Annotated in this window: 19 protein-coding genes and 1 tRNA gene; 12 read left to right on the top strand and 8 right to left on the bottom strand. The window is 63.7% G+C overall.

Going from position 1 to position 20,979, the window contains the following annotated elements; translation table 11 throughout:
• Window positions 1–193: 193 nt before the first annotated feature.
• Entirely contained in the window at window positions 194–2,755 is a 2,562-nt protein-coding gene (locus ACOZK4_RS10825) for a GcvT family protein (protein ID WP_421591896.1), read from the bottom strand.
• Window positions 2,756–3,025: 270 nt separating this feature from the next.
• Between ACOZK4_RS10825 and chrA the strand changes: the two genes are divergently transcribed.
• Window positions 3,026–4,420, top strand: a complete 1,395-nt coding sequence (gene chrA, locus ACOZK4_RS10820; protein ID WP_421591895.1) for a chromate efflux transporter — start codon at window positions 3,026–3,028, stop codon at window positions 4,418–4,420.
• On the opposite strand, the gene ACOZK4_RS10815 is transcribed toward chrA, so the two are convergent.
• On the bottom strand, window positions 4,417–4,974 hold the full coding sequence (locus tag ACOZK4_RS10815; RefSeq protein WP_421591894.1) for a helix-turn-helix domain-containing protein: 558 nt from the start codon (window positions 4,972–4,974) through the stop codon (window positions 4,417–4,419). The two genes, chrA and ACOZK4_RS10815, sit on opposite strands and share 4 nt — an antisense overlap.
• A 72-nt stretch (window positions 4,975–5,046) precedes the next feature.
• Here ACOZK4_RS10815 and ACOZK4_RS10810 point away from each other — a divergent pair, with 72 nt between their 5' ends.
• From ACOZK4_RS10810 to modC, 5 genes are all read left to right on the top strand, one after another.
• On the top strand, window positions 5,047–6,183 hold the full coding sequence (locus ACOZK4_RS10810) for an aminotransferase (RefSeq protein ID WP_421591893.1): 1,137 nt from the start codon (window positions 5,047–5,049) through the stop codon (window positions 6,181–6,183).
• Window positions 6,184–6,346: 163 nt separating this feature from the next.
• Window positions 6,347–6,493 carry a DUF1127 domain-containing protein gene (locus ACOZK4_RS10805; protein ID WP_117371435.1) on the top strand — a complete coding sequence of 49 codons (147 nt, stop codon included), beginning with the start codon at window positions 6,347–6,349 and terminating at the stop codon, window positions 6,491–6,493.
• Window positions 6,494–7,035: 542 nt separating this feature from the next.
• The gene (modA, locus tag ACOZK4_RS10800; RefSeq protein WP_421591892.1) at window positions 7,036–7,809 is read left to right on the top strand and encodes a molybdate ABC transporter substrate-binding protein; all 774 of its coding nucleotides are present in this window, start codon (window positions 7,036–7,038) and stop codon (window positions 7,807–7,809) included.
• A 111-nt stretch (window positions 7,810–7,920) separates the two neighbouring features.
• Complete coding sequence (modB, locus tag ACOZK4_RS10795; RefSeq protein WP_421591891.1) at window positions 7,921–8,622, top strand: molybdate ABC transporter permease subunit; 702 nt, start codon at window positions 7,921–7,923, stop codon at window positions 8,620–8,622.
• A complete protein-coding gene (modC, locus tag ACOZK4_RS10790; protein ID WP_421591890.1) occupies window positions 8,619–9,692 on the top strand; it encodes a molybdenum ABC transporter ATP-binding protein in 1,074 nt (357 codons plus the stop codon). Before modB ends, modC begins: the two co-directional genes overlap by 4 nt.
• Before the next feature lie 3 nt (window positions 9,693–9,695).
• Here modC and ACOZK4_RS10785 read toward each other — a convergent pair whose 3' ends face one another.
• Window positions 9,696–10,055, bottom strand: a complete 360-nt coding sequence (locus ACOZK4_RS10785) for a winged helix-turn-helix domain-containing protein (RefSeq protein WP_421591889.1) — start codon at window positions 10,053–10,055, stop codon at window positions 9,696–9,698.
• A gap of 60 nt (window positions 10,056–10,115) precedes the next feature.
• Complete coding sequence (locus ACOZK4_RS10780) at window positions 10,116–11,453, bottom strand: aspartate aminotransferase family protein (RefSeq protein WP_421591888.1); 1,338 nt, start codon at window positions 11,451–11,453, stop codon at window positions 10,116–10,118.
• Window positions 11,454–11,597: 144 nt separating this feature from the next.
• Here ACOZK4_RS10780 and ACOZK4_RS10775 point away from each other — a divergent pair, with 144 nt between their 5' ends.
• Window positions 11,598–12,146 carry a cupin domain-containing protein gene (locus ACOZK4_RS10775; protein WP_257948028.1) on the top strand — a complete coding sequence of 183 codons (549 nt, stop codon included), beginning with the start codon at window positions 11,598–11,600 and terminating at the stop codon, window positions 12,144–12,146.
• A 58-nt stretch (window positions 12,147–12,204) separates the two neighbouring features.
• Here the strand turns inward: ACOZK4_RS10775 and ACOZK4_RS10770 are convergent, their stop codons facing one another.
• From ACOZK4_RS10770 to ACOZK4_RS10760, 3 genes are all read right to left on the bottom strand, one after another.
• Complete coding sequence (locus tag ACOZK4_RS10770) at window positions 12,205–12,393, bottom strand: YegP family protein (protein ID WP_024270606.1); 189 nt, start codon at window positions 12,391–12,393, stop codon at window positions 12,205–12,207.
• A 187-nt stretch (window positions 12,394–12,580) separates the two neighbouring features.
• Complete coding sequence (locus ACOZK4_RS10765) at window positions 12,581–13,513, bottom strand: SdiA-regulated domain-containing protein (RefSeq protein ID WP_421591887.1); 933 nt, start codon at window positions 13,511–13,513, stop codon at window positions 12,581–12,583.
• A 219-nt stretch (window positions 13,514–13,732) separates the two neighbouring features.
• Window positions 13,733–13,806 (bottom strand) — tRNA-Gln (locus tag ACOZK4_RS10760).
• A 239-nt stretch (window positions 13,807–14,045) separates the two neighbouring features.
• On the opposite strand from ACOZK4_RS10760, the gene ACOZK4_RS10755 reads away from it, so the two are divergent.
• The 3 genes from ACOZK4_RS10755 to ACOZK4_RS10745 are packed head-to-tail and all read left to right on the top strand — an operon-like array spanning window position 14,046 to window position 16,677.
• A complete protein-coding gene (locus tag ACOZK4_RS10755; protein WP_421591886.1) occupies window positions 14,046–15,581 on the top strand; it encodes a Ppx/GppA phosphatase family protein in 1,536 nt (511 codons plus the stop codon).
• Window positions 15,578–16,294 (top strand): RlmE family RNA methyltransferase, encoded by a 717-nt coding sequence (locus ACOZK4_RS10750; RefSeq protein WP_421591885.1) that lies wholly within the window; start codon window positions 15,578–15,580, stop codon window positions 16,292–16,294. Before ACOZK4_RS10755 ends, ACOZK4_RS10750 begins: the two co-directional genes overlap by 4 nt.
• The gene (locus ACOZK4_RS10745) at window positions 16,294–16,677 is read left to right on the top strand and encodes a VOC family protein (protein ID WP_421591884.1); all 384 of its coding nucleotides are present in this window, start codon (window positions 16,294–16,296) and stop codon (window positions 16,675–16,677) included. Before ACOZK4_RS10750 ends, ACOZK4_RS10745 begins: the two co-directional genes overlap by 1 nt.
• Window positions 16,678–16,682: 5 nt before the next feature.
• On the opposite strand, the gene ACOZK4_RS10740 is transcribed toward ACOZK4_RS10745, so the two are convergent.
• Window positions 16,683–18,092, bottom strand: coding sequence for a DHA2 family efflux MFS transporter permease subunit (locus ACOZK4_RS10740; protein ID WP_421591883.1), 1,410 nt, complete (start codon window positions 18,090–18,092; stop codon window positions 16,683–16,685).
• Window positions 18,093–18,289: 197 nt separating this feature from the next.
• On the opposite strand from ACOZK4_RS10740, the gene ACOZK4_RS10735 reads away from it, so the two are divergent.
• Together ACOZK4_RS10735 and guaB are read left to right on the top strand one after the other, a co-directional pair.
• Window positions 18,290–19,285: an MBL fold metallo-hydrolase gene (locus ACOZK4_RS10735; RefSeq protein WP_421591882.1), complete on the top strand. Its 996-nt coding sequence runs from the start codon at window positions 18,290–18,292 to the stop codon at window positions 19,283–19,285.
• 182 nt (window positions 19,286–19,467) lie between these two features.
• Window positions 19,468–20,964 carry an IMP dehydrogenase gene (gene guaB / locus ACOZK4_RS10730; RefSeq protein WP_421591881.1) on the top strand — a complete coding sequence of 499 codons (1,497 nt, stop codon included), beginning with the start codon at window positions 19,468–19,470 and terminating at the stop codon, window positions 20,962–20,964.
• Window positions 20,965–20,979 lie beyond the last annotated feature (15 nt).

The raw sequence follows: 20,979 nt of genomic DNA, 5'->3' as shown, positions 1-20,979 counted from the left end.
GGCTTGACCCGAGGATCCATCCACGCCCGCTGAGTTTGCCGCTTGGATCCTCGGGTCAAGCCCGAGGATGACGAAGGAGAGCGAGGTGGAGGGAGCCAGTAGGAGAGCGCTGAGGAGCTCTACGCGTCCAAGCCACCCAAAACAAAAAGGGCGCGCCATCGGCACGCCCTTTCTTTTTGCGCCTTGCAGCTGCTTACGTGCGCGGCTTGAGGTTTTCGGGGTCGTAAAGCGGCTTGTAGCCGATGCTGACCACCTCGACCGGGTAGATCTCGTCGAAATAGGAGATGTTGAGCTTGCGGCCTTCCTGGCAATAGGCGTGCGGCAGGTAGGCCAGCGCGATGTTCTTGCCGATGGTCGGGCCGAAGGCGATGGAGGTCGTGTAGGAGCGGCGGCCGAGGTCGTCGATGAGGACTTCGCCGGTTGCCGGATCCATGACCGGCAGGTTGCCGAGCGGGTAGCGCTTCACGCCGTTCCTGTCCGTATTCTCCGTCATGACCAGCGTGCAGAGCATGGCGGGCTGATGGGGCCGCGCCTTGTATTCCAGATGCTTGGCCTTGCCGCGGAAGTCGGCTTCCTTGACCTTCGGACGGGCAAGGTCGGCCTCGATGAGGTTGTACTGGGTGAGCAGGTCGGCATTCTGCAGGCGCAGGCTCTTTTCCATGCGGCGCGAGTTGGCATAGGTCTCGACGCCGACGGCCATGGCGCCGGTGGACCGCAGCGCATCCCAGACGGCCAGGCCGTCCTCGTACTTCATGTGCAGTTCCCAGCCCTGCTCGCCGACATAGGAGATGCGGAAGGCGGTCACGGACTTGCCCGCGATCTCGATCTGCTTGATCGCGGCGAAGGCGAAGTTCCCCTGGTCGAGACCGGCGGGATCCGCGACCACCTTCTTCAGGTTTTCGCGGGCGTTCGGCCCCCAGATGCCGATGGTGATGTACTTTTCCGACGTGTCGGTGATGGTGACGTCAAGGCCACGATCCTCGGCAACGCGCTTCATATAGTGGAAGTCGCGCGGGCCGGCGTCGGCGCCGTTCACGAGGCGGCAGCGGTCGGCCATGCGGAAGACCGTGAAGTCGGCGCGCACCATGCCTTCGTCGTCGAGGAAGTGGGTGTAGATGCCCTTGCCGATATTGCCGTCGCCGCCGATCTTTGCTGCGCAGAGCCATTCCAGCAGCTCGACATGATCAGGGCCTTCGATGTCGACCATGTGGAAGTGCGAGAGGTTGATGATGCCGACATCCTCGCTGAGCGCCAGGTGCTCGGCGTTGGAAACGCGCCAGAAATGGCGGCTGTCCCATTCGTTCTCGCGAACCGGAACGCGGTCGCCGTACTTTTCCAGGAGGTGCTCGTTGGCCGCGTAGCCATGCGCACGCTCCCAGCCGCCGAGTTCCATGAAGTAGCCGCCGAGTTCCTTTTCGCGCTCATGGAAGGGTGAGCGCTTGGCGCCGCGGCCCAAGGCATAGGGTTCGCGGTTGTGCACGGCCGGAAAGTAGATTTTTTGGGCGGCCTCGTACGAGCGGCCTTCGATGAATTCTTCCGTCAGCTGGTGCGGGTAGAAGCGCGCATAGTCGATCGAGTTGTGGTCGATCTCGGTGCGGCCGTCCGTCATCCAGTCGGCGATCAGCTTGCCATAGCCGGGACCGTCCTTGACCCAGATGGCGACGCAATACCACAGGCCGCGCACCTTCTGGCTCTCGCCGCAGGACGGGCCGCCGGCGGCGGAAACCTGCAAGAGGCCGTTGAAGGAATGGCCTTCGTTATAACCGAGCTCGCCGAGGATCGGCGTCAGTTCCATGGCCTTTTCGAGCGGCTCGAGGATCTGCTCCATGTCGAGGTCGCGCTGCGAGGGCGACAGGCGTGCCTCGTGCTTTTCGAGAATGTCGCGCGGGTGGCAGAGGCGCGGATTGGTCTGTTCGTAATAGCCCCACTCGATCTGGCCGCCTTCGGTGGTCTTCGGGTCGCCCGTGTCGCGCATATAGGCGGAGTTGCCCTGGTCGCGCAGAAGCGGGAATCCGATTTCCTTGCCGGTGCCTTCGAATTCGTTGTACGGGCCGAAGAAGGTCAAAGGGTGATCGACCGGCATGACCGGCAGGTCTTCGCCGACCATTTCGGCGATCAGGCGGCCCCAGATGCCGGCGCAGACGATGACGTGGTCAGCCATGATCGTGCCGCGATGGGTGACGACGCCCTTGATGCGGCCGCCTTCGACGATCAGCGACTGGGCCGGCGTGTTGCCGTAAACCTGCAGCTTGCCAGACTTCTCGGCGGCATCGACCAGCTTGCCCGCAACCGTCTGCGAGCGCGGAACGACGAGGCCGGCATCCGGATCGAACAGGCCGCCCATGACCTGATCTTCCTCGATCAGCGGGAACATCTGCTTGATTTCGGATGGCGAGACATAGTGGGCGCGAGTGCCGAACGCCTTGGCGGAGGAAAGCTTTCGCTTGATCTCTTCCATCCAGGTGTCGTCACCGGTGCGCGCGACTTCCAGGCCGCCGATACGGGCGTAGTGACCCATCTTCTCGTAGAAATCGATCGAGTACTGGGTCGTCCAGACCGAGAGGTAGTCGTGGCTCGTCGTGTAGCAGAAGTCCGAGGCATGTGCCGTCGAACCGATGTCGGTCGGAATGCCCGACTTGTCGATGCCTACGATATCGTCCCATCCGCGCTCGATGAGATGATGGGCGATCGACGCGCCGACGATACCACCCAAACCGATGATAACGACCTTCGCCTTTTGCGGAAACTCTGCCATGTGCTGGACCCCGATGAAATATTGCGGCCGATCTTAGGGCCTGTGTTTGCGCCATTAAAGCCTGTCTGCGACGGGGCTGCGACCAGTTCCGACAGTGCTCGTCCGGTCGGGCGACCCTAGCGGATCGTCCTGCCTGCGCAATGGCTTTCGTGAGATGCGTTTTGCGCGCGGCACTGCGACTTTGGAAGCCCATGCCGGGCATCGCCTGTCACATTTGCTATATATCGACGGGGTAGAGCGCAGGGCGCATCGGCGAGGGGAGGGGATTTGGTGAACGACACGGCGGTACAGGCTGATCTGCCTTCTCCTCAACCGGCCCATGGGGTCTCCTTCGGCGAGGCGCTCAAGGTCTGGGCGCGCGTCGCGGCGCTCAGTTTCGGTGGGCCGGCGGGGCAGATCGCGGTCATGCACCGCATCGTCGTCGATGAGAAACGCTGGATCGGCGAGGGCCGCTTCCTCCATGCGCTCAACTATTGCATGCTCTTGCCTGGCCCGGAGGCGCAGCAGCTCGCCGTCTATATCGGCTGGCTGATGCACAGGACGCTGGGCGGCCTCGTCGCCGGCCTGCTCTTCATCCTGCCCGGTTTCCTGTCGATCCTCGCGTTGAGCTATGTCTATGTCATCTTCGGCGATGCGAGTGTGGTGGAAGGCCTGTTCTTCGGGCTGAAGGCGGCGGTGCTGGCCGTCGTCGTGCAGGCGGTCTTCCGCATCGGCAGCCGCGCGCTCACCAATCCGGCCATGCTCGCCATTGCCGCCATTGCCTTCATCGCTATCTTCGCCTTCAGGGTGCCGTTCCCGCTCATCGTGCTTCTGGCCGGCGTCATCGGCTATCTCGGCTCGAAATCCGGCTCGCGCCTGTTTCGCACCGCCGGCGGCCATGCCGGGGCGAAAGGCGCGATCGTGCAGGATCGCGATTCGCTGCTCGGTGAGGCGATGCCCGCCCATGCGCGGCCCGGTCTCGGCTGGTCGCTGAAAATCTCGGGCACGCTGCTCTGTCTCTGGCTGCTGCCGGTTGGGCTCATCTGGTTCGTCGCCGGCGGCAACAGCGTCTTCGCGCAGATCGGCTTCTTCTTCAGCAAGATGGCGGTCGTCACCTTCGGCGGCGCCTATGCGGTGCTCGCCTATGTCGCGCAGGAGGCGGTGCAGCACTATGGCTGGCTGAAGCCCGGCGAAATGCTCGACGGGCTCGGCATGGCCGAGACGACGCCCGGGCCGCTGATTATGGTGCTGCAATTCGTCGGTTTCCTCGGCGCATACCGCGATCCCGGCAGCCTCGGCCCCATGACGGCGGCGACGCTGGCCGCGGTCCTCACCACCTGGGTCACCTTCGTGCCCTGTTTCCTGTGGATTTTCCTCGGCGCCCCCTTCATCGAGCGGCTGCGCGGCAATGCGGCCCTTTCGGGCGCGCTCTCGGCGATCACCGCCGCCGTCGTCGGCGTCATCCTCAATCTGGCCGTCTGGTTTGCCGTGCACACGCTGTTCAGCGAAGTGACGGTGCTGGCCGCCGGGCCATTTCGCCTCGAATTGCCGGTGCCGGCCACGATCAACCTGCCATCGGCGCTGCTTGCAGTGGCCGCCGCCGTCGCGCTCTTCCGGTTCAGGATGTCCGTGCTGCTGACACTCGGCCTCTCGGCCCTTGCCGGCATGATCTGGACATTGCTTTAAGCGATCACATTGCGCACGAAGCGCACCACGCTCTCGCCGGCATTGAGATAGGCATAGGGCTGGTCGGTGTCGTAAACGGCGAAGCTGCCCGCCGGTAAATCCTTCGCGAGGCCGGACAGTTCCAGCCGCAGCGTGCCTTCGGTGACGAAGATCATCTCATGCCAGCCGGCCGGGTCCGGCTCGGCGTCGTAGCGCTCGCCCGGACCGAGCGACCAGTGCCACATCTGCGCCTCGGTCGTCGCAGGCGCGGAGCCGAGCAGCACGGCGGCGCTGTCCTCGTTTGCGCCGCGCCACGTCACCTCGTTGATCTCGGCCGATGGCGGGCGGGCCGGATCGCGCACCAGATCGACGAAACCGACGCCGATGGCGGCGGCGAGCTTGTCCAGGCTCGACAGGCTGATATTCGCGTCACCCCCCTCGACCGCCACGATCATGCGCCGGCTGATGCCGGAGGCCTCGGCAAGGGCGGCCTGGCTGAGGCCTGCCTTCTGGCGCAGACGCCGCAAATTGCCGGATACATGGGCGAGGACGTCACTGCGTTCTTGACTGTGCAATATACTGCTCATATCGTTTGTTTGAAAAGCGGCGCAGCCGCACGACACCTTTTAACCCGAAAGGAGCCCGCCATGAAGATACGTGATTTCGGCGTCGAAATCTGGATGAACCGCTATGAGAACCATTGCGAGCTGAACCTTGCGGAAACCTGCGTGGAATCGCTGACGGTGGAAGAGCTGCTCGACATGGCCGGCAAGAAGGAGGCGATCCTTGCCGAACTGCTGCCGATGAAGCTGACCTATGGCGCCATCGAAGGCAGCGAGCGGCTGCGCACGCTGATCGCCGGCCTCTATGAAAAGCAGGCCCTGGAAAACGTCGTCGTCACCCATGGCGCAATCGGCGCCAATGCGCTGGTGCATGAAACGCTGGTGGAGCCGGGCGACCGCGTCATCTCGGTCCTGCCGACCTACCAGCAGCATTATTCCATCCCGGAAAGTTTCGGCGCCGACGTGCAGATCCTCAAGCTGACGGCCGAGCATGGCTTCCTGCCGGATCTCGAAGAGCTGCGCCGTCTCGCGACGCCGGGCACCAAGCTGATCTGCCTCAACAACCCGAACAACCCGACCGGTTCGCTGATGGACCGCGATTTCCTGCTTCAGGTCGTAGACATCGCCCGCGCCGCCGGCGCCTGGATCCTTTGCGACGAGGTCTATCGCGGCACGGACCAGGACGGCGACGGCATGACCGCCTCGATTGCCGATCTCTACGAGAAAGGCATTTCGACCGGCAGCATGTCCAAGACCTATTCGCTGGCCGGCCTGCGCCTCGGCTGGATCGTCGGCCCGAAGGACCTGCTGCACGCCGTCTCCATCCACCGCGACTACAACACGATCAGCGTCGGTATGCTGGACGATCATTTCGCGGCAATCGCACTGGAAAACCGCGACAAGATTCTTGCGCGCAGCCACGCCATCACCCGCACCAACCTCGCCATCCTCGCCGCATGGGTGGAGGGCGAGCCGCTGATCTCCTGGGTGAAGCCGAAATCCGGCACGACGGCGCTTTTGAAATTCGACCTGCCGATGACCTCGGAAGCCTTCTGCACCAAGCTGCTGGAGGCGACCGGCGTGATGCTCACACCCGGCAGTGCCATGGACATGGAGGGGCACCTGCGCATCGGCTATACCAATGGCGAGGCCGTGCTGCACGAGGGTCTCCAGCGAATCTCCGCTTTCCTCAGGCAGGAGCAGGCATCGCAGGCCGCCTGAATGCATCCTTAACGAAGGCTTACAACACCCATGCGCAAGTTGCATGGGTGTTCTGCTATCTCAGCGCTATTCCGCATTGCAACATGGGGCTATAAACGGGCCATCGAAAGACGCGGCGCCACGGACCGGTGCCGAACAGAGAGCCTCCGGAAAGGGGATCATCATGAACATGGCACGTTCCTTCAACAATTGGCGCAAGTATCGTCAGACCGTCAACGAACTCGACCGCATGACCACGCGTGAACTGCGCGATCTCGGTATCGAGCGTTCGGAAATCAAGACCGTCGCCCGCGCTGCCGTCGGTTTCTGATCGATTGCTGCAAAGCATCAGGATTTCGAAAACGCCCGCCCTCCGGCGGGCGTTTTTGCATGTGCGAACAATCTGGCGGCATTCGGGATTGGTTCAGAGGATTGAGATATTCGATCCGCGCATAGCGCATAGCTGCTTTGCAAAACGATGCCTATGAAATGATCAAGAATCGCATATAGTCATATTTATCGAAGCAACGTACCTCCTCCCACGAAGCTTCGATTGTGCAGAAGGCCCACTCCTCCTCCCAGGGCCGACTGCGGGAATGGCGGCACTCCTCCTCCCAGTCGCCATTCGGTTCTATCGGAAAGCCTGCCGCACCTCCTCCCGCGGCAGGCTTTTCCATTTCTGGACCTTGCTTTCCTCACATCACACGATCTTCCCGCATTTGCAGCCCGTATCCGGGCTGGCTGCGATCAGCTCTGTTCGGCCAAACTCTGTTTCCCTATATTTTTGAAAATATAGCGCTGGCCAAGCCGTAAATGCCGATATATTCAATGAGATATCACGCTGCCGGGAAGGCAGGAAAAGGGAGAGCCGGAATGAATCGTCGCCTGATTTTGAAACTCGTCGTCGCCGCCGTTGCGTCGCTGCCGCTTGCCCTGCCGGCCGTTGCCGCCGAAAAGGTCACCGTCTTCGCTGCCGCCAGCCTCAAGAATGCGCTGGATGCCGCCAATGCCGCCTGGTCGAAGGACAGCCGCAACGAGACGACCGTCTCCTATGCCGCAAGCTCGGCGCTCGCCAAGCAGATCGAGGCGGCGGCACCCGCCGATCTCTTCATCTCGGCCGATCTTGCCTGGATGGATTATGTCGCTGAAAAGAAGCTGATCAAGGACGACACCCGCGTCAACCTGCTCGGCAACCGCATCGTGCTCGTCGCGCCGAAGGATAAGGCCTCGACGGTCGAGATCAAGGAAGGTTTCGATCTCGCCGGTCTCGTCGGTGACGGAAAGCTCGCCATGGGCGCGGTCGACAGCGTACCGGCCGGCAAATACGGCAAGGCGGCGCTGGAAAAGCTCGGCGTCTGGTCCTCCGTCGAAGGCAAGGTCGCCGGCGCGGAAAGCGTGCGCGCCGCACTCGCGCTCGTTTCGCGCGGCGAAGCGCCCTACGGTATCGTCTACCAGACGGATGCCGCCGCCGATCCGGGTGTCGCCGTCGTCGGCACCTTCCCGGAAGACAGCCACCCGCCGATCATCTACCCGGTCGCCATCCTCTCGGAATCCAAGAGCGCTGCCGCAGCCGCCTATCTCGACTTCCTGAAGTCCGACAAGGCCGCACCGTTCTTCACCGAACAGGGTTTTACGATCCTGAAGTGAGGCGAGCCTCGCGATAGGTCAAGCCCTGACATGACGGAGGAGGGGGTAAGGTCTTGCCGACGTCTGGTCCCGGTCTTGCTGCCGGGGCTTTCCCTTTTAAAAGGAACCAGAGTGGACTGGCTAACACTCAGCAGCGAGGAATGGACTGCGATTCGGTTGAGCCTTCGGGTCTCGTCGGTGGCCGTGTTCGTCAGCCTGCCGCTCGGCATCCTCGTGGCGCTGGCGCTGGCCCGCGGCCGGTTCTGGGGCAAGGCGCTGCTGAACGGCATCGTGCACCTGCCGCTCATCCTGCCGCCCGTTGTTACCGGCTTCATCCTGCTCATCCTGTTCGGCCGGCGCGGCCCCGTGGGCGCCTTTCTCAACGACTGGTTCGGCATCGTGCTCTCCTTCCGCTGGACGGGCGCGGCCTTGGCCTGCGGGGTGATGGGCTTTCCGCTGATGGTGCGCTCCATCCGCCTCTCCATCGAGGCCGTGGACCGCAAGCTGGAGGAGGCGGCCGGCACGCTGGGTGCGAGCCCCGCCTGGGTCTTCCTCACCGTCACCCTGCCGCTCATCCTGCCCGGCGTCCTCGCCGGCATGATCCTCGCCTTCGCCAAGGCGATGGGCGAGTTCGGCGCGACCATCACCTTCGTCTCCAACATTCCCGGCGAAACGCAGACGCTGTCGGCCGCGATCTATACCTTCACCCAGGTGCCCGGCGGCGATGCCGGGGCGCTGCGCCTCACGCTCGTCGCCATCGCCATTTCCATGGTCGCGCTGCTCGCCTCGGAAATCCTGGCCCAGCGCCTCGGCCGCAAGGTGCACCTCGAATGAGCCTCGTGGTCGAAGCTCGCCACCGGCTCGGCGATTTCTCGCTGGATGCCGGCTTCACCGCGGAGGGCGGCGTGACCGCCCTGTTCGGCCGCTCCGGCTCGGGGAAAACCTCGCTCATCCGCATCATCGCCGGCCTGACGCGGCCGTCGGAAGGCCGCGTGCAGCTTGGCGACGACGTGCTGGTCGATACCAGCCGCCGCCTCTTCGTGCCGCCGCACCGCCGTCGCTTCGGCTATGTCTTTCAGGAAGCCCGCCTTTTCCCGCATCTCACGGTGCGGCAGAACCTGAATTACGGCCGCTGGTTCTCGCCGAAAGGCGCGCGCTCGGAAAATCCCGGCCGCATCATCGATCTGCTCGGCATCGGCGACCTGCTCGATCGCCAGCCGGCAAACCTCTCGGGCGGCGAGAAGCAGCGTGTCGCCATCGGCCGCGCGCTGCTGGCATCGCCGCGCCTGCTGCTGATGGACGAGCCGCTCGCCGCACTGGACGAGGAGCGCAAGGCCGAAATCCTGCCCTATCTTGAACGCCTGCGCGATGAGGCCGGCATTCCCATCGTCTATGTCAGCCATTCCGTCGCGGAGGTCGCGCGTCTCGCCGACAGGGTCGTGTTGATGGCCGGCGGCCGCGTCGAAGCCATCGGCTCGGTTTCCGATGTGCTCGGCGGTCCACGTCTGGCCTCCGCCATCGACCGCCGCGAGGCCGGCAGCGTGCTGGCGGGTCATGTCGAGACGCGCGATGCCGAGCATGGCCTCGCCACCATCCGCCTCGACGGCGGTGCCGCCATTCTCGTGCCCGCAGCCATGGTTTCTCCCGGCGATGCGGTGCGCCTGCGCATCCCCGCCCGCGATGTCATGGTCGCGACCGTGCGCCCAGAAGGCTTGAGCGCTCTCAACATCCTGGAAGGCACGGTGGAGGCCATCGAGCCTGATGGCGAGGGCATAGCGAGCCTGCGCATCGCCTGCGGCGGCGATCACGTGCGCGCCCGCATCACCGCATGGTCGGTCGAACGGCTTGGCCTCACGCCCGGCATGCCCGTTCATGCGGTGATCAAGACGGTCGCGCTGGAGTAGGTTTCAACCCGCGAGATTAGCGACGATCCAGCCGATCTCGTCGGCAAGCGCCGCCCGCGCCTTCTCTTCCATTGCCTGGTAATGCGCGATCAGCGCCTCGCCGAAGGGCGTCAGCACCGCGCCGCCGCCCTGTTTGCCGCCGCGCTGCGATTCCACCACTGGCTCGCGAAACAGCCGGTTCATCTCATCGACCAGCAGCCAGGCCCTGCGATAGGACATGTCCATTGCCCGGCCGCCGGCGGAAATCGAGCCGGTCTCCTTGATATGTGCGAGAAGCTCGATCTTGCCGCGCCCGATGCGTCCCTCCGGATCGAATTGCAGGCGGAAGATGAGTTTTGGTTCGCTTTTGCCGGATGCTGACATGAAAATGGGCCCGTACTGAATACGGGCCCAGATATAACAGCGTTTTGCGCCGTGGGAAGTTTAAGCTGCGCGCTTCAGCGCATCGCCGAGGATCGAGACGATATCCTCGAAGTGCTTCTTTTCGGCGATCAGCGGCGGCGAAAACGCGATGATGTCGCCGGTCACGCGGATGAGCAGGCCCTTCTCGAAGCAATCGACGAAGACGTCATAGGCGCGCGCGCCGACAGCGCCGTCGCGCGGGGCAAGCTCGATGCCGGCGATCAGGCCGATCGTGCGGATGTCGATGACATGCGGCAGGCCCTTCAGCGAATGCATCGCGGTATGCCAGTCGTCCTGCAGCTCGGCGGCACGGGTCAGAAGGCCCTCGTCGCGGTAGATGTCGAGCGTCGCGATGCCGGCGGCGCAGGCAGTCGGATGGCCGGAGTAGGTGTAGCCATGGAAAAGCTCGATGGCGTTTTCCGGGCCATGCATCAGCGCATCGTGCACCTTGCGGCTGGAGAACACCGCGCCCATCGGGATCGCGCCGTTGGTGAGGCCCTTGGCGGTGGTCACGAGATCGGGCGTCACGCCGAAATAATCGGTCGCAAAGGCGGCGCCCAGGCGGCCGAAGCCGGTGATGACTTCATCGAAGATCAGGAGGATGCCGTGCTTGTCGCAGATGGCGCGCAGCTTCTCGAGATAGCCCTTCGGCGGGATCAGCACGCCCGTCGAGCCGGCAACGGGTTCGACGATGCAGGCGGCGATCGTCTCGGCGCCATGCAGCGCGACCAGCCGCTCGAGATCGTCGGCAAGCTCCGCGCCGTGTTCCGGCATGCCCTTCACAAAGGCGTTCTTGGCGAGGTCATGCGTGTGGCGCAGGTGGTCGGAACCGTTCAGCTGCGGGAAGACGCGGCGGTTGTTGAGAATGCCGCCAACCGAGATGCCGCCGAAACCGACGCCGTGATAGCCGCGCTCGCGGCCGATGAGGCGGGTGCGCGTGCCTTGGCCGATGGCGCGCTGATAGGCAATCGCCATCTTCAGCGCGGTGTCGACCGATTCGGAGCCGGAGCCGGTGTAGAACACGCGGTCGAGCTTGGCGCCCTCGGGGCCGGGGGCGATTTCGGCGAGGCGTTCGGCAAAGTCGAAGGCGATCGGGTGGCCCATCTGGAAGGAGGGCGCGAAATCCAACTGCGTCAGCTGGCGCTCGACGGCGGACGCGATCTGGCGGCGGCCGTGGCCGGCATTGACGCACCACAGGCCAGCGGTGCCATCGAGCACCTTTCGGCCGTCGGCGCTGGTGTAATACATGCCTTCGGCGCTCGCGAGCAGGCGCGGGGCTGCCTTGAACTGGCGGTTGGCGGTAAAGGGCATCCAGTAGCTGTCGAGCACCGGTGCATTGGGTTTGTTGTGGGCGTTCATGGCAGATCTCCTCTGGCTGGCGCGATAGACGCCATGATTTGCCATGCCGAACAAGTCCTTTTCTGGTTGACGTCAAGCATTTGAAATTAAAGGATGTGGGGAGAGCGGTTTTCGCTATTTCGAACATCTAGAACAGGAAAAGCCATGTCGGTCGATATCGGGGGCAGGCTGCGCCACCTGCGCATGGCGCACAATCTATCCCAGCGCGAGCTCGCCAAACGGGCCGGCGTCACCAACTCGACGATCTCGCTGATCGAATCGAACGCCTCCAACCCCTCGGTCGGCGCGCTGAAGCGCATCCTCGACGGCATTCCCATCGGCCTTGCCGAGTTCTTCGCCTTCGAGCCCGATCGCCCGAAGAAGGCCTTCTACCGCGCCGATGAACTGGTGGAGATCGGCAAAGGCCCGATTTCCTTCCGCCAGATCGGCGAAAACACCTTCGGCCGCAGCCTGCAGATCCTGAAGGAATGTTATCAACCCGGCGCCGACACCGGCAAGGTGCCGCTGGTGCATGACGGCGAGGAGGGCGGCATCGTGCTGTCCGGCCGCCTGGAAGTCACCGTCGACGACGAGCGCCGCATCCTCGGTCCCGGCGACGCTTACTATTTCGAAAGCCGCCGTCCACACCGCTTCCGCTGCGTCGGCCCGGTGCCCTGCGAGGTCATCAGCGCCTGCACCCCGCCGACTTTCTGACGCCTTGCCTGAAACGCAAAAAGCCCGCCGGAGCGGGCTTTTCAAGAGGCAAGACCGATCAGGCCTGCGGCGTCGTATTGTCTTCGACGGGCGCGCCGGGGCCGTTCTTCTTGATGGAATCGATGGCATTCTGCGCGCTGGCCTTCGAGGAATAGCCTTCCGTCGAGAACATCACTTCGCTGTTGTACTTGAAGCGAACGCGGAATTCGCCAGCCTTGTCCTTATAGATCTCGAACTTGTGCGCCATGGGCCTTTGCCTCCGTGCAAGTGTGAATCACGCAGTCGCAACGTGCCAGCCACCGAGAGCGCTGACAAGAGAGCAAAGGTTTGTTTGCAACGGAGAAAGTTCTGGCGGCGGCGGATTACAGTCTTTAGATCGTAGTCTTTCTGGATCGGTTGAGCAGAGCTTTGTGCCGGATGGTGCGGCCTGGATGCTAAGGTCGTTCGAACCGGTAGAAAAAGTTTGGCTCGGAGACGATGTAAACTGCGCCTTTTGGGTCCAGGGCGACGCCTTCTGCTTGGGGAACCGTCTCATCCAGCCCGTGGCGCCCCTTGTGAAGGGCCAGCATGCCGAGGGTCTTTCCATCCAGCGTGTAGTTCACCAGCATGGACGACGCATGGCTGAGCAGAAACAGGCTGCGGGTCTGTTCGTGGAAGGACACGGAGGACAGGTCGAGCGAGAAGACTTTCGATAAATCGCCCGAAGTCCATTCTTTCACCGTCGGCATCGATGAAACGCCTTCCATCCTGTCGAGAAGTCCCTCGACGACGAGAATGCGCAGCGGAAGTGCTTCCTGAACGATGTAGAGCCGATTGTTGTCCGAATCCCAGGACACCCCCTCGATACCGAGATTCCTGTATGCGCTGAGGTTAAGGACCAGCCGTCGCTCGTCCGTCAGGGTCAACGCGGTCGTTTCGGGCTTGATGTTGACCCAATGGATCGACTGGTCGCCTTCATCCACGATGACGAACAGATCGCCGGCAATATGCGTGATCCCTTCGGGATCCTTGCCGCTGATGATGGGAATGCGCCGGATGAGATCGCCCTCGACCGAAATCTCGGCAACGGCCGGCTTCTTGTTGATCACGGTGAAGAGCGTCTGGGTCGATGACGAGAATGTCAGCCCCGACACGTTGCTTGTCAGCCCCGCGATCACCTTCTTCTGCGTTTTGGCCGCGTAGGCTGACAGATTGATCTGTGGGGCTATGCTATGTGCATGGTCGGTATTGGCGAGGATCCAGTAATATCCGAAACTCAGGATGGCGGATTTCCAGAGCGTGAATGAAACCAACGCCATTCCGGCAAGCCAGAGCAGGCGCCATTTGAAAGCAAACCGGGGTTTGAGCCGCATTTGTGCAGAGGGCATACGCAATACCAGAAAACCGACGACGCAATGAAAGCTATCCGATCCAGTGGCGGCCGGACAGTCACGCTCAGCAAAATTAGCGTGCGAGAAATCCGATAGCGCGACTCACAGAAACGACAACGCCAGAAAAGCCCTACGAGGTGCTTTGACGACCCCATGGCTTTAGGCCCATAGAGGTATGGGGCGCATAAGAATAATTTCAGTGCTTTGGAAGGGAATTGGCTGGGGAACCTGGATTCGAACCAAGATTAACGGAGTCAGAGTCCGTCGTTCTACCGTTGAACTATTCCCCAGCATGGCTGGTTCCGGTATGGCCGGGGGCCTGTGAGGCGGGCTTATAAACAAACGGCGGCGAGATGCAAATGGTTTTTTTGAGAAAATTGCATCGGTTCTGGCAAGGCCGCCTGCGTCGCGGTTTCGTCATAAAAAGAATTTGGCGAACGGGCCGGGCGCTGGTAATGTCGCGCCAACGAAAATCGAGAGAGCGCCTGCTTGCAGCCTCAGGGCTTTGCGCGGCGCCATAGGCAGTAACGTGAACGACCCCGACAGCGGCGAGAAGCCGTCCGTTTCCGGGGCGCGAGTTGCGGACGATACGGGACGACCGAAGCGGTCGCGCCGTCGCAAGGGAAAGCAGAAGGGCGCAAGCCCCGCTGCCGTTTCCCCGTCCGCAGGCCAGGCGACCGGACCATCCGCAGCCGCCGAGCGCCCCCCGTCCGCCCCGAGCGGAACACATGCGCGCAGGAACAAGCGTCGCAAGCACGGCAAGAGCGCCGGCAGCGAAAATGTGCGTCCGCTTGTGCCCGTCGGCCAGCGCGAGGGCGGTCAGCAGGGCCAGCACTCTGCAGACGGCCAGAAAGGCCGGCGCAAGCATCGCGGCCGCAAATCCGCCGCGCGTGCCACGCAGCCCGTTGCCGACGCGGCGATCGTATCGCTCGTTGCGGAAACGGTTTCCGAACAGCGGCCCGGTTCCCACGAACCGCGCCGCGAGGCCGTGCCGCAGCGTGCCATCGAGCGCGAAGGCTATGACGCGCCGCTCTATGCCGCGCTCGATCTCGGCACCAACAATTGCCGCTTGCTCATCGCCCAGCCGACGCGGCCGGGGCAGTTCCGTGTCGTCGATGCCTTTTCGCGCATCGTGCGGCTCGGCGAGGGGCTTGCGGCGAGCGGGCGACTGTCCGACGAAGCGATGGACCGCTCGGTCGAGGCCCTGAAGATCTGCGCGGCGAAGCTGAAGAGCCGCAACATCCGCCGCGCCCGCCTGATTGCCACCGAAGCCTGCCGCGCGGCGACGAACGGCGAGACCTTCCTCGAAAGGGTGAAGCAGGAGACGGGGCTCGATCTCGAAATCATCAACCGCGAGACGGAAGCGCGGCTGGCCGTGTCCGGCTGCTCGTCGCTGGTCGGGCGCGAGGCGAAATCCGTCGTGCTCTTCGATATCGGCGGCGGCTCGTCGGAAATCGCGGTCATCCGCATCGGCGACAACCGCTCCAGCCGGCTGGCCAACCACATCACGCATTGGACCTCGCTGCCGGTCGGCGTCGTCACGCTTTCGGAGCGTCATGGCGGGCGGGACGTGACGCCGGAAGGTTTCCAGGGCATGGTCTCGGAAGTCGAGGGCATGCTGGCGAATTTCGATTGCCCCGGCGAAAGCACCTATGCGCCGGAGGATTTTCACCTCATCGGCACGTCCGGCACGGTCACGACGCTTGCCGGCGTGCATCTCGATCTGCCGCGCTACGATCGTCGCCGCGTCGATGGCGTGTGGCTGTCGGACGACGAGGTCACGGCCATGCAGGCACGGCTTCTGTCCTGGGATTTTTCCGCCCGTGCGGCCAATCCATGCATCGGGCCTGATCGTGCCGATCTCGTGCTGGCCGGCTGCGCCATTCTCGAAGCGATCCGCAAACGCTGGCCCTCGCGCCGCATGCGCGTCGCCGACCGCGGCTTGCGGGAAGGCCTGCTCACCGACATGATGGCCGATGACGGCGTCTGGCGCCGTGGCCGCCACCGCCGCAACCATCGCGGCGCGCACCGCAATCCGGCAAAGCCCGAAGGACAGGCGTCATGACCAAGCCCCCCATCGGCCGCAAGCTCGGCCAGAAGGTCAAGAAGGGCAAGCTGAAGGCCTCCTCCCGCCGCTGGCTGGAGCGCCATATCAACGACCCCTATGTGCAGCGCGCCAAGCTGGAAGGCTATCGCGCCCGCGCGGCCTTCAAGCTTCTGGAAATCGACGAGAAGCACCACATTCTCGACGGCGCCTGGCGCATCATCGACCTGGGGGCCGCTCCGGGAAGCTGGTCGCAGATCGCCGCGAAGGTTACCAATTCGACCGATGCCGATCCGCGCGTCGCGGCCATCGATTTCCTGGAAATCGATCCGCTGCCGGGCGTGCGCATCCTGCAGATGGATTTTCTCGAGCCGGATGCGCCGGAAAAGCTGATCGAGGCTGTCGGCGGCACGCCGAACCTCGTCATATCGGACATGGCGGCACCGACCACCGGCCACCGTCAGACGGACCACATCCGCACGATGCATCTGTGCGAGGTCGCGGCGCATTTTGCGATCGAGGTGCTGGCGGAGGGCGGCCACTTCCTGGCGAAAACCTTCCAGGGCGGCACGGAGCGCGACCTGCTCAATCTGCTCAAGCAGAATTTCAAGCAGGTCATCCATGTGAAGCCGGGCGCCTCGCGCGCCGAATCGGTGGAGATGTTCCTGCTTGCCAAGGGCTTCAAGGGCCGCAAGGCGCGTGACGAGGCGACTGAAGCCGAAGAGGAGGCGTGATGCTTCTCTACACGACTGTCGGCACCAACGATCTCCAGCGCGCCGGCCGCTTCTATGATGCCATCCTGCCGCTCATGGGTTACCGCAGGCAGAAGCAGGCACCCGATGAAATCGGCTATGCGGCGGACGAGGATGTGCGCTGCCGCTTCTGGGTGGTCGAGCCGTTCAACCGCGAGCCCGCCACCTTCGGCAACGGCGTGACCATCGCCTTCGACGCGCCGACCCGCGCCTCCGTCGATGCCTTCCATGCCGCAGCGCTCGCGCAGGGCGGCGCGGATGAGGGGGCGCCGGGCATCCGGCCGTTCCACGCCAATTTCTACGCGGCCTTCGTGCGCGACCACGACGGCAACAAGCTCGTCGCCGTCTGCGAAAAGCCGGAATAGGCCTTTTACTTCACCGCGATCGTTTCTTCTTCTTCGGCCCGCATGCGGTGGCCGGAGACGGAGGCGCCTGCGTTTTTCGCCATGGTGAGGAAGGGCAGTGCTGCGAGCAGGGTGATGGCTGATATCACCATGAAGGCGATCTGGAAGTCGCGCAGCTCAAGCGGCGAGCCGGTCAGCGAGGTCTCGATTTCGAGGATCGCGCCGGCCACCGCCACGCCCATCGCAAGGCTGATCTGCTGAAGCACCGCGCTCATCGAGGTCGCCTTGCTGGCATCCGCATCCGGAATGTCGGCGAAGGAGAGCGCATTCACGCTGGTGAAGAAGAACGAGCGCACGAAGCCTGCGATCAACAGCACGCCCGCGATGAACCAGAAGGGCGTCGTCGGCGCGAAAAGCCCGTTCACGAAGGTGAGTGCGGCGCCGAAGATGCTGGCGGCGATCAGCGTCGTGCGGAAGCCGGCGAAGGTGAGGACGCGCTTGGCGATGACCTTGGTGGTGATGGCGCCGATGGCGCCGGTAAAGGTGACGAGACCGGACTGGAAGGGCGTGAGCCCGAAGCCGACCTGTAGCATCAGCGGCATCAGGAACGGCACCGCGCCAACCGAGATGCGAAACAGGGTGCCGCCGATGGAGGCGGCGCGGAACGCGCTGTCGCGGAAGAGCTTGAGGTCGAGCAGCGGCGTCGGGTGGCGCTTTGCATGGCGCACATAGAGCACGCCGCAGACAAGGCCGACGACGGTCGCGACGACGCCGATGACCGGGGGAAGCGCCGGAAGGCTGATGACGGAGAGGCCGAACATCGTGCCGGAGGCCGCAACTGCGCTGAGGAAGAAGCCCGTCCAGTCGAGCGGCGGCGGGGCGGCGGCGCGGATTTCCGGCAGGTAGATGCCCGAGAGGATGTAGCCGACGATGCCGACCGGCACGTTGATCAGAAAAATCCAGTGCCAGGAGAAATAGGTGGTGATGAAGCCGCCGAGCGGCGGGCCGGCCAGCGGCCCGACAAGGGCGGGGATGGTCAGCAGCGCCATGGCTGAGACGAGTTCCGAGCGCGAGGTGCTGCGCACCAGAACGAGGCGGGCGACCGGCGTCATCATCGCCCCGCCCATGCCCTGCAGGAAGCGTGAGACGACGAAAGAGACGAGGCTGTCGGCGACGGCGCAGAGGATGGAGCCGGCGACGAAGACCAGGATGGCGAAGCGGAAGATGCGCTTGGCGCCGAAGCGGTCCGCCATCCAGCCGGAGAGCGGAATGAAGGTGGCGAGCGACACCATATAGGCGGTCAATGCCAGCTTCAGCGTGATCGGACCCACGCCGAGATCGGCGGCGATGGCCGGCAGCGAGGTGGCGATGACGGTGGAATCCATCTGCTCCATGAAGAGCGCGACGGCGAGAATGAGGGGGACGATACGGTTCATCGGCAAATCGGGGTAGGAGGCCCTCGTGCAGGCCCACCCGTCTTCTGCGCCCCGCATTGCCATCTGTCAAATCCTGGAGATCACAAGCCCGTGATGCGGCGGGACGACAACGTTACAGCGCCCTAGATCGTCGCGTGTCATCCTCATGTCGATGCCGGCTCCTATAACGGCGAAACGATTTTCAGAAGGGAAGATCCATGGCAGACCATTCGACGATCTCGCGCCGGTCCTTGTTTCTCGCCGCGGGCGTGACGACATTGGCCGCACCGCTGCTGTTGAACCGCGCGGGCGCCCTTGCTCAAACCGAAAGCGATGCCACCGATATGCGCGTAAGTCCCCTCGAAGCCCGCAGCTTCAAGCTCGGCAGTTTCCGCGTGCTGGCCATTCGTGATGGCATGCGGGCCTCCGACAAGCCGAACGAGACATTCGGTATCAACCAGTCCGCCGAGGCCGTCGGCGCGCTTCTGGCGGAAAATTTCCTGCCAGCGGACAAATTCGTCAACAGCTTCACGCCGACGCTGGTCGATACCGGTTCGGAGGTCGTGCTGTTCGATACCGGAATGGGCGAGGGTGGGCGCGAGGCCGGCATGGGCCGCCTCGTCGAAGGCCTGAAATATGCCGGCTATACGGCCGACCAGATTTCCGTCGTCGTCCTCACCCACATGCATGGCGATCATATCGGCGGTCTGATGGAGGGCGGCAAGCCGGCCTTCCCGAACGCCCGCTACGTCACCGGCCGCACGGAATATGATTTCTGGGTCAACCCGGAGCGCATGGGCACGCCCGCCGAACAGGGCCATCAGGGCGTTCTCGCCAAGGTGCAGCCGCTCGCGGAGAAACTGACCTTCATCGAGAACGAAGGCCAGGTCGTACCCGGCATTACCGGCCTTGATGCCTTCGGCCACTCACCGGGCCACATGATCTTCCGTGTCGAATCGGAAGGCAAGGCGCTCATCCTGACGGCCGATACCGCCAATCACTATGTGCTCTCCCTCCAGCGCCCGGACTGGGAGGTGCGCTTCGACATGGACAAGGCGCAGGCCGCGGCGACACGTAAGAAGGTTTTCGACATGATCGCGACCGATAAGCTCGCCTTTCTCGGCTACCACATGCCCTTCCCGGCGGCGGGGTTCGTGGAGAAGGCGGGCGAGGGCTATCGTTTCGTGCCGGTCAGTTATCAGTTCGATCTCTGAGCACGCCGCCTGTGCGCAGGATGAAGCCCGGAAGGTATTCCGGGCTTTTTGCTATTTCCAAGCCGTCATGAACGTGTTACCAGCCCTCGCCAACTTCCAAGAATTTCTTGCAAGCGACCGAGGCGGACATCTCCCAATGTTCCCCTTGGTGCGTAAGCTTTACCCTGAAGGAACTTGGCCCCATGGCGCGCATCATTGAAACGGCAACCGGTCTCGAAGCCCTGACCTTCGACGACGTTCTCCTGCAACCCGGTCACTCCGAGGTCATGCCGGGCCAGACGAACATCGCGACCCGCATCGCCCACGATTTCGAACTCAACCTGCCGATCCTCTCTTCCGCCATGGACACGGTGACGGAAAGCCGTCTTGCCATCGCGATGGCGCAGGCCGGCGGCCTCGGCGTCATCCACCGCAACCTGACGCCGGCCGAGCAGGCCGAGGAAGTCCGCCAGGTCAAGAAGTTCGAAAGCGGCATGGTCGTCAATCCCGTGACGATCGGCCCGGATGCCACGCTGGCCGACGCGCTGTCGCTGATGAAGTTCCACGGCATTTCCGGCATTCCGGTCGTCGAAAACGGCGGCAGCGGCAAGGCTGGCCGTCTCGTCGGCATCCTGACGAACCGCGACGTGCGCTTCGCCTCCGACCAGAGCCAGAAGATCTACGAACTGATGACCCGTGAGAACCTCATCACGGTGAAGGAAAGCGTCGACCAGCAGGAGGCCAAGCGCCTTCTGCACACGCACCGCATCGAAAAGCTGCTGGTGGTCGATGGCGACGGCCGCTGCGTCGGCCTCATCACGGTCAAGGACATGGAGAAGTCGCAGCTGAACCCCAACGCGTCGAAGGATGCGCAGGGCCGGCTTCGCGCCGCCGCCGCGATCTCCGTCGGCGATGACGGCTTCGAGCGCGCCGAGCGCCTGATCGATGCCGGCATCGACCTGATCGTCGTCGATACCGCGCACGGCCATTCGCAGCGCGTTCTCGATGCCGTCGCCCGCGTCAAGAAGCTCTCCAACTCCGTGCGCATCATGGCCGGCAACGTCGCTACATCAGATGGCACGAAGGCGCTGATCGATGTCGGTGCTGACGCCGTCAAGGTCGGTATCGGTCCGGGCTCGATCTGCACCACGCGCATCGTCGCCGGCGTCGGCGTGCCGCAGCTTGCGGCCATCATGGCGTCGGTCGAGGCCGCGCAGGCCCAGGGCATTCCCGTTATCGCCGATGGCGGCATCAAGTTCTCCGGCGACCTGGCCAAGGCGATCGCCGCCGGCGCTTCCGCCGTCATGGTCGGCTCGCTGCTTGCCGGTACGGATGAAAGCCCGGGTGAAGTGTTCCTCTACCAGGGCCGCTCCTTCAAGGCCTATCGCGGCATGGGCTCCGTCGGCGCCATGGCGCGCGGCTCGGCAGACCGTTACTTCCAGGCGGAAGTGCGCGACACGCTGAAGCTGGTGCCCGAGGGCATCGAAGGCCAGGTGCCGTACAAGGGCCCGGTCTCGGGCGTGCTGCACCAGCTCGCCGGCGGCCTGAAGGCCTCCATGGGCTATGTCGGCGGCAAGGATCTTAGGGAGTACCAGGAGCGCGCCACCTTCGTGCGCATCTCCGGCGCCGGCCTGCGCGAAAGCCATGCGCACGACGTGACGATCACCCGCGAGAGCCCGAACTATCCGGGCGCCGTCTGATCGCCTCGTCAAAAA

It is taken from the genome of Shinella sp. M27 (assembly GCF_049199905.1).
Taxonomy (GTDB): Bacteria; Pseudomonadota; Alphaproteobacteria; order Rhizobiales; family Rhizobiaceae; genus Shinella.
The sequence above is the reverse complement of the archived record's forward strand: the minus strand, read 5'-3'. Positions and strand labels throughout refer to the sequence as shown.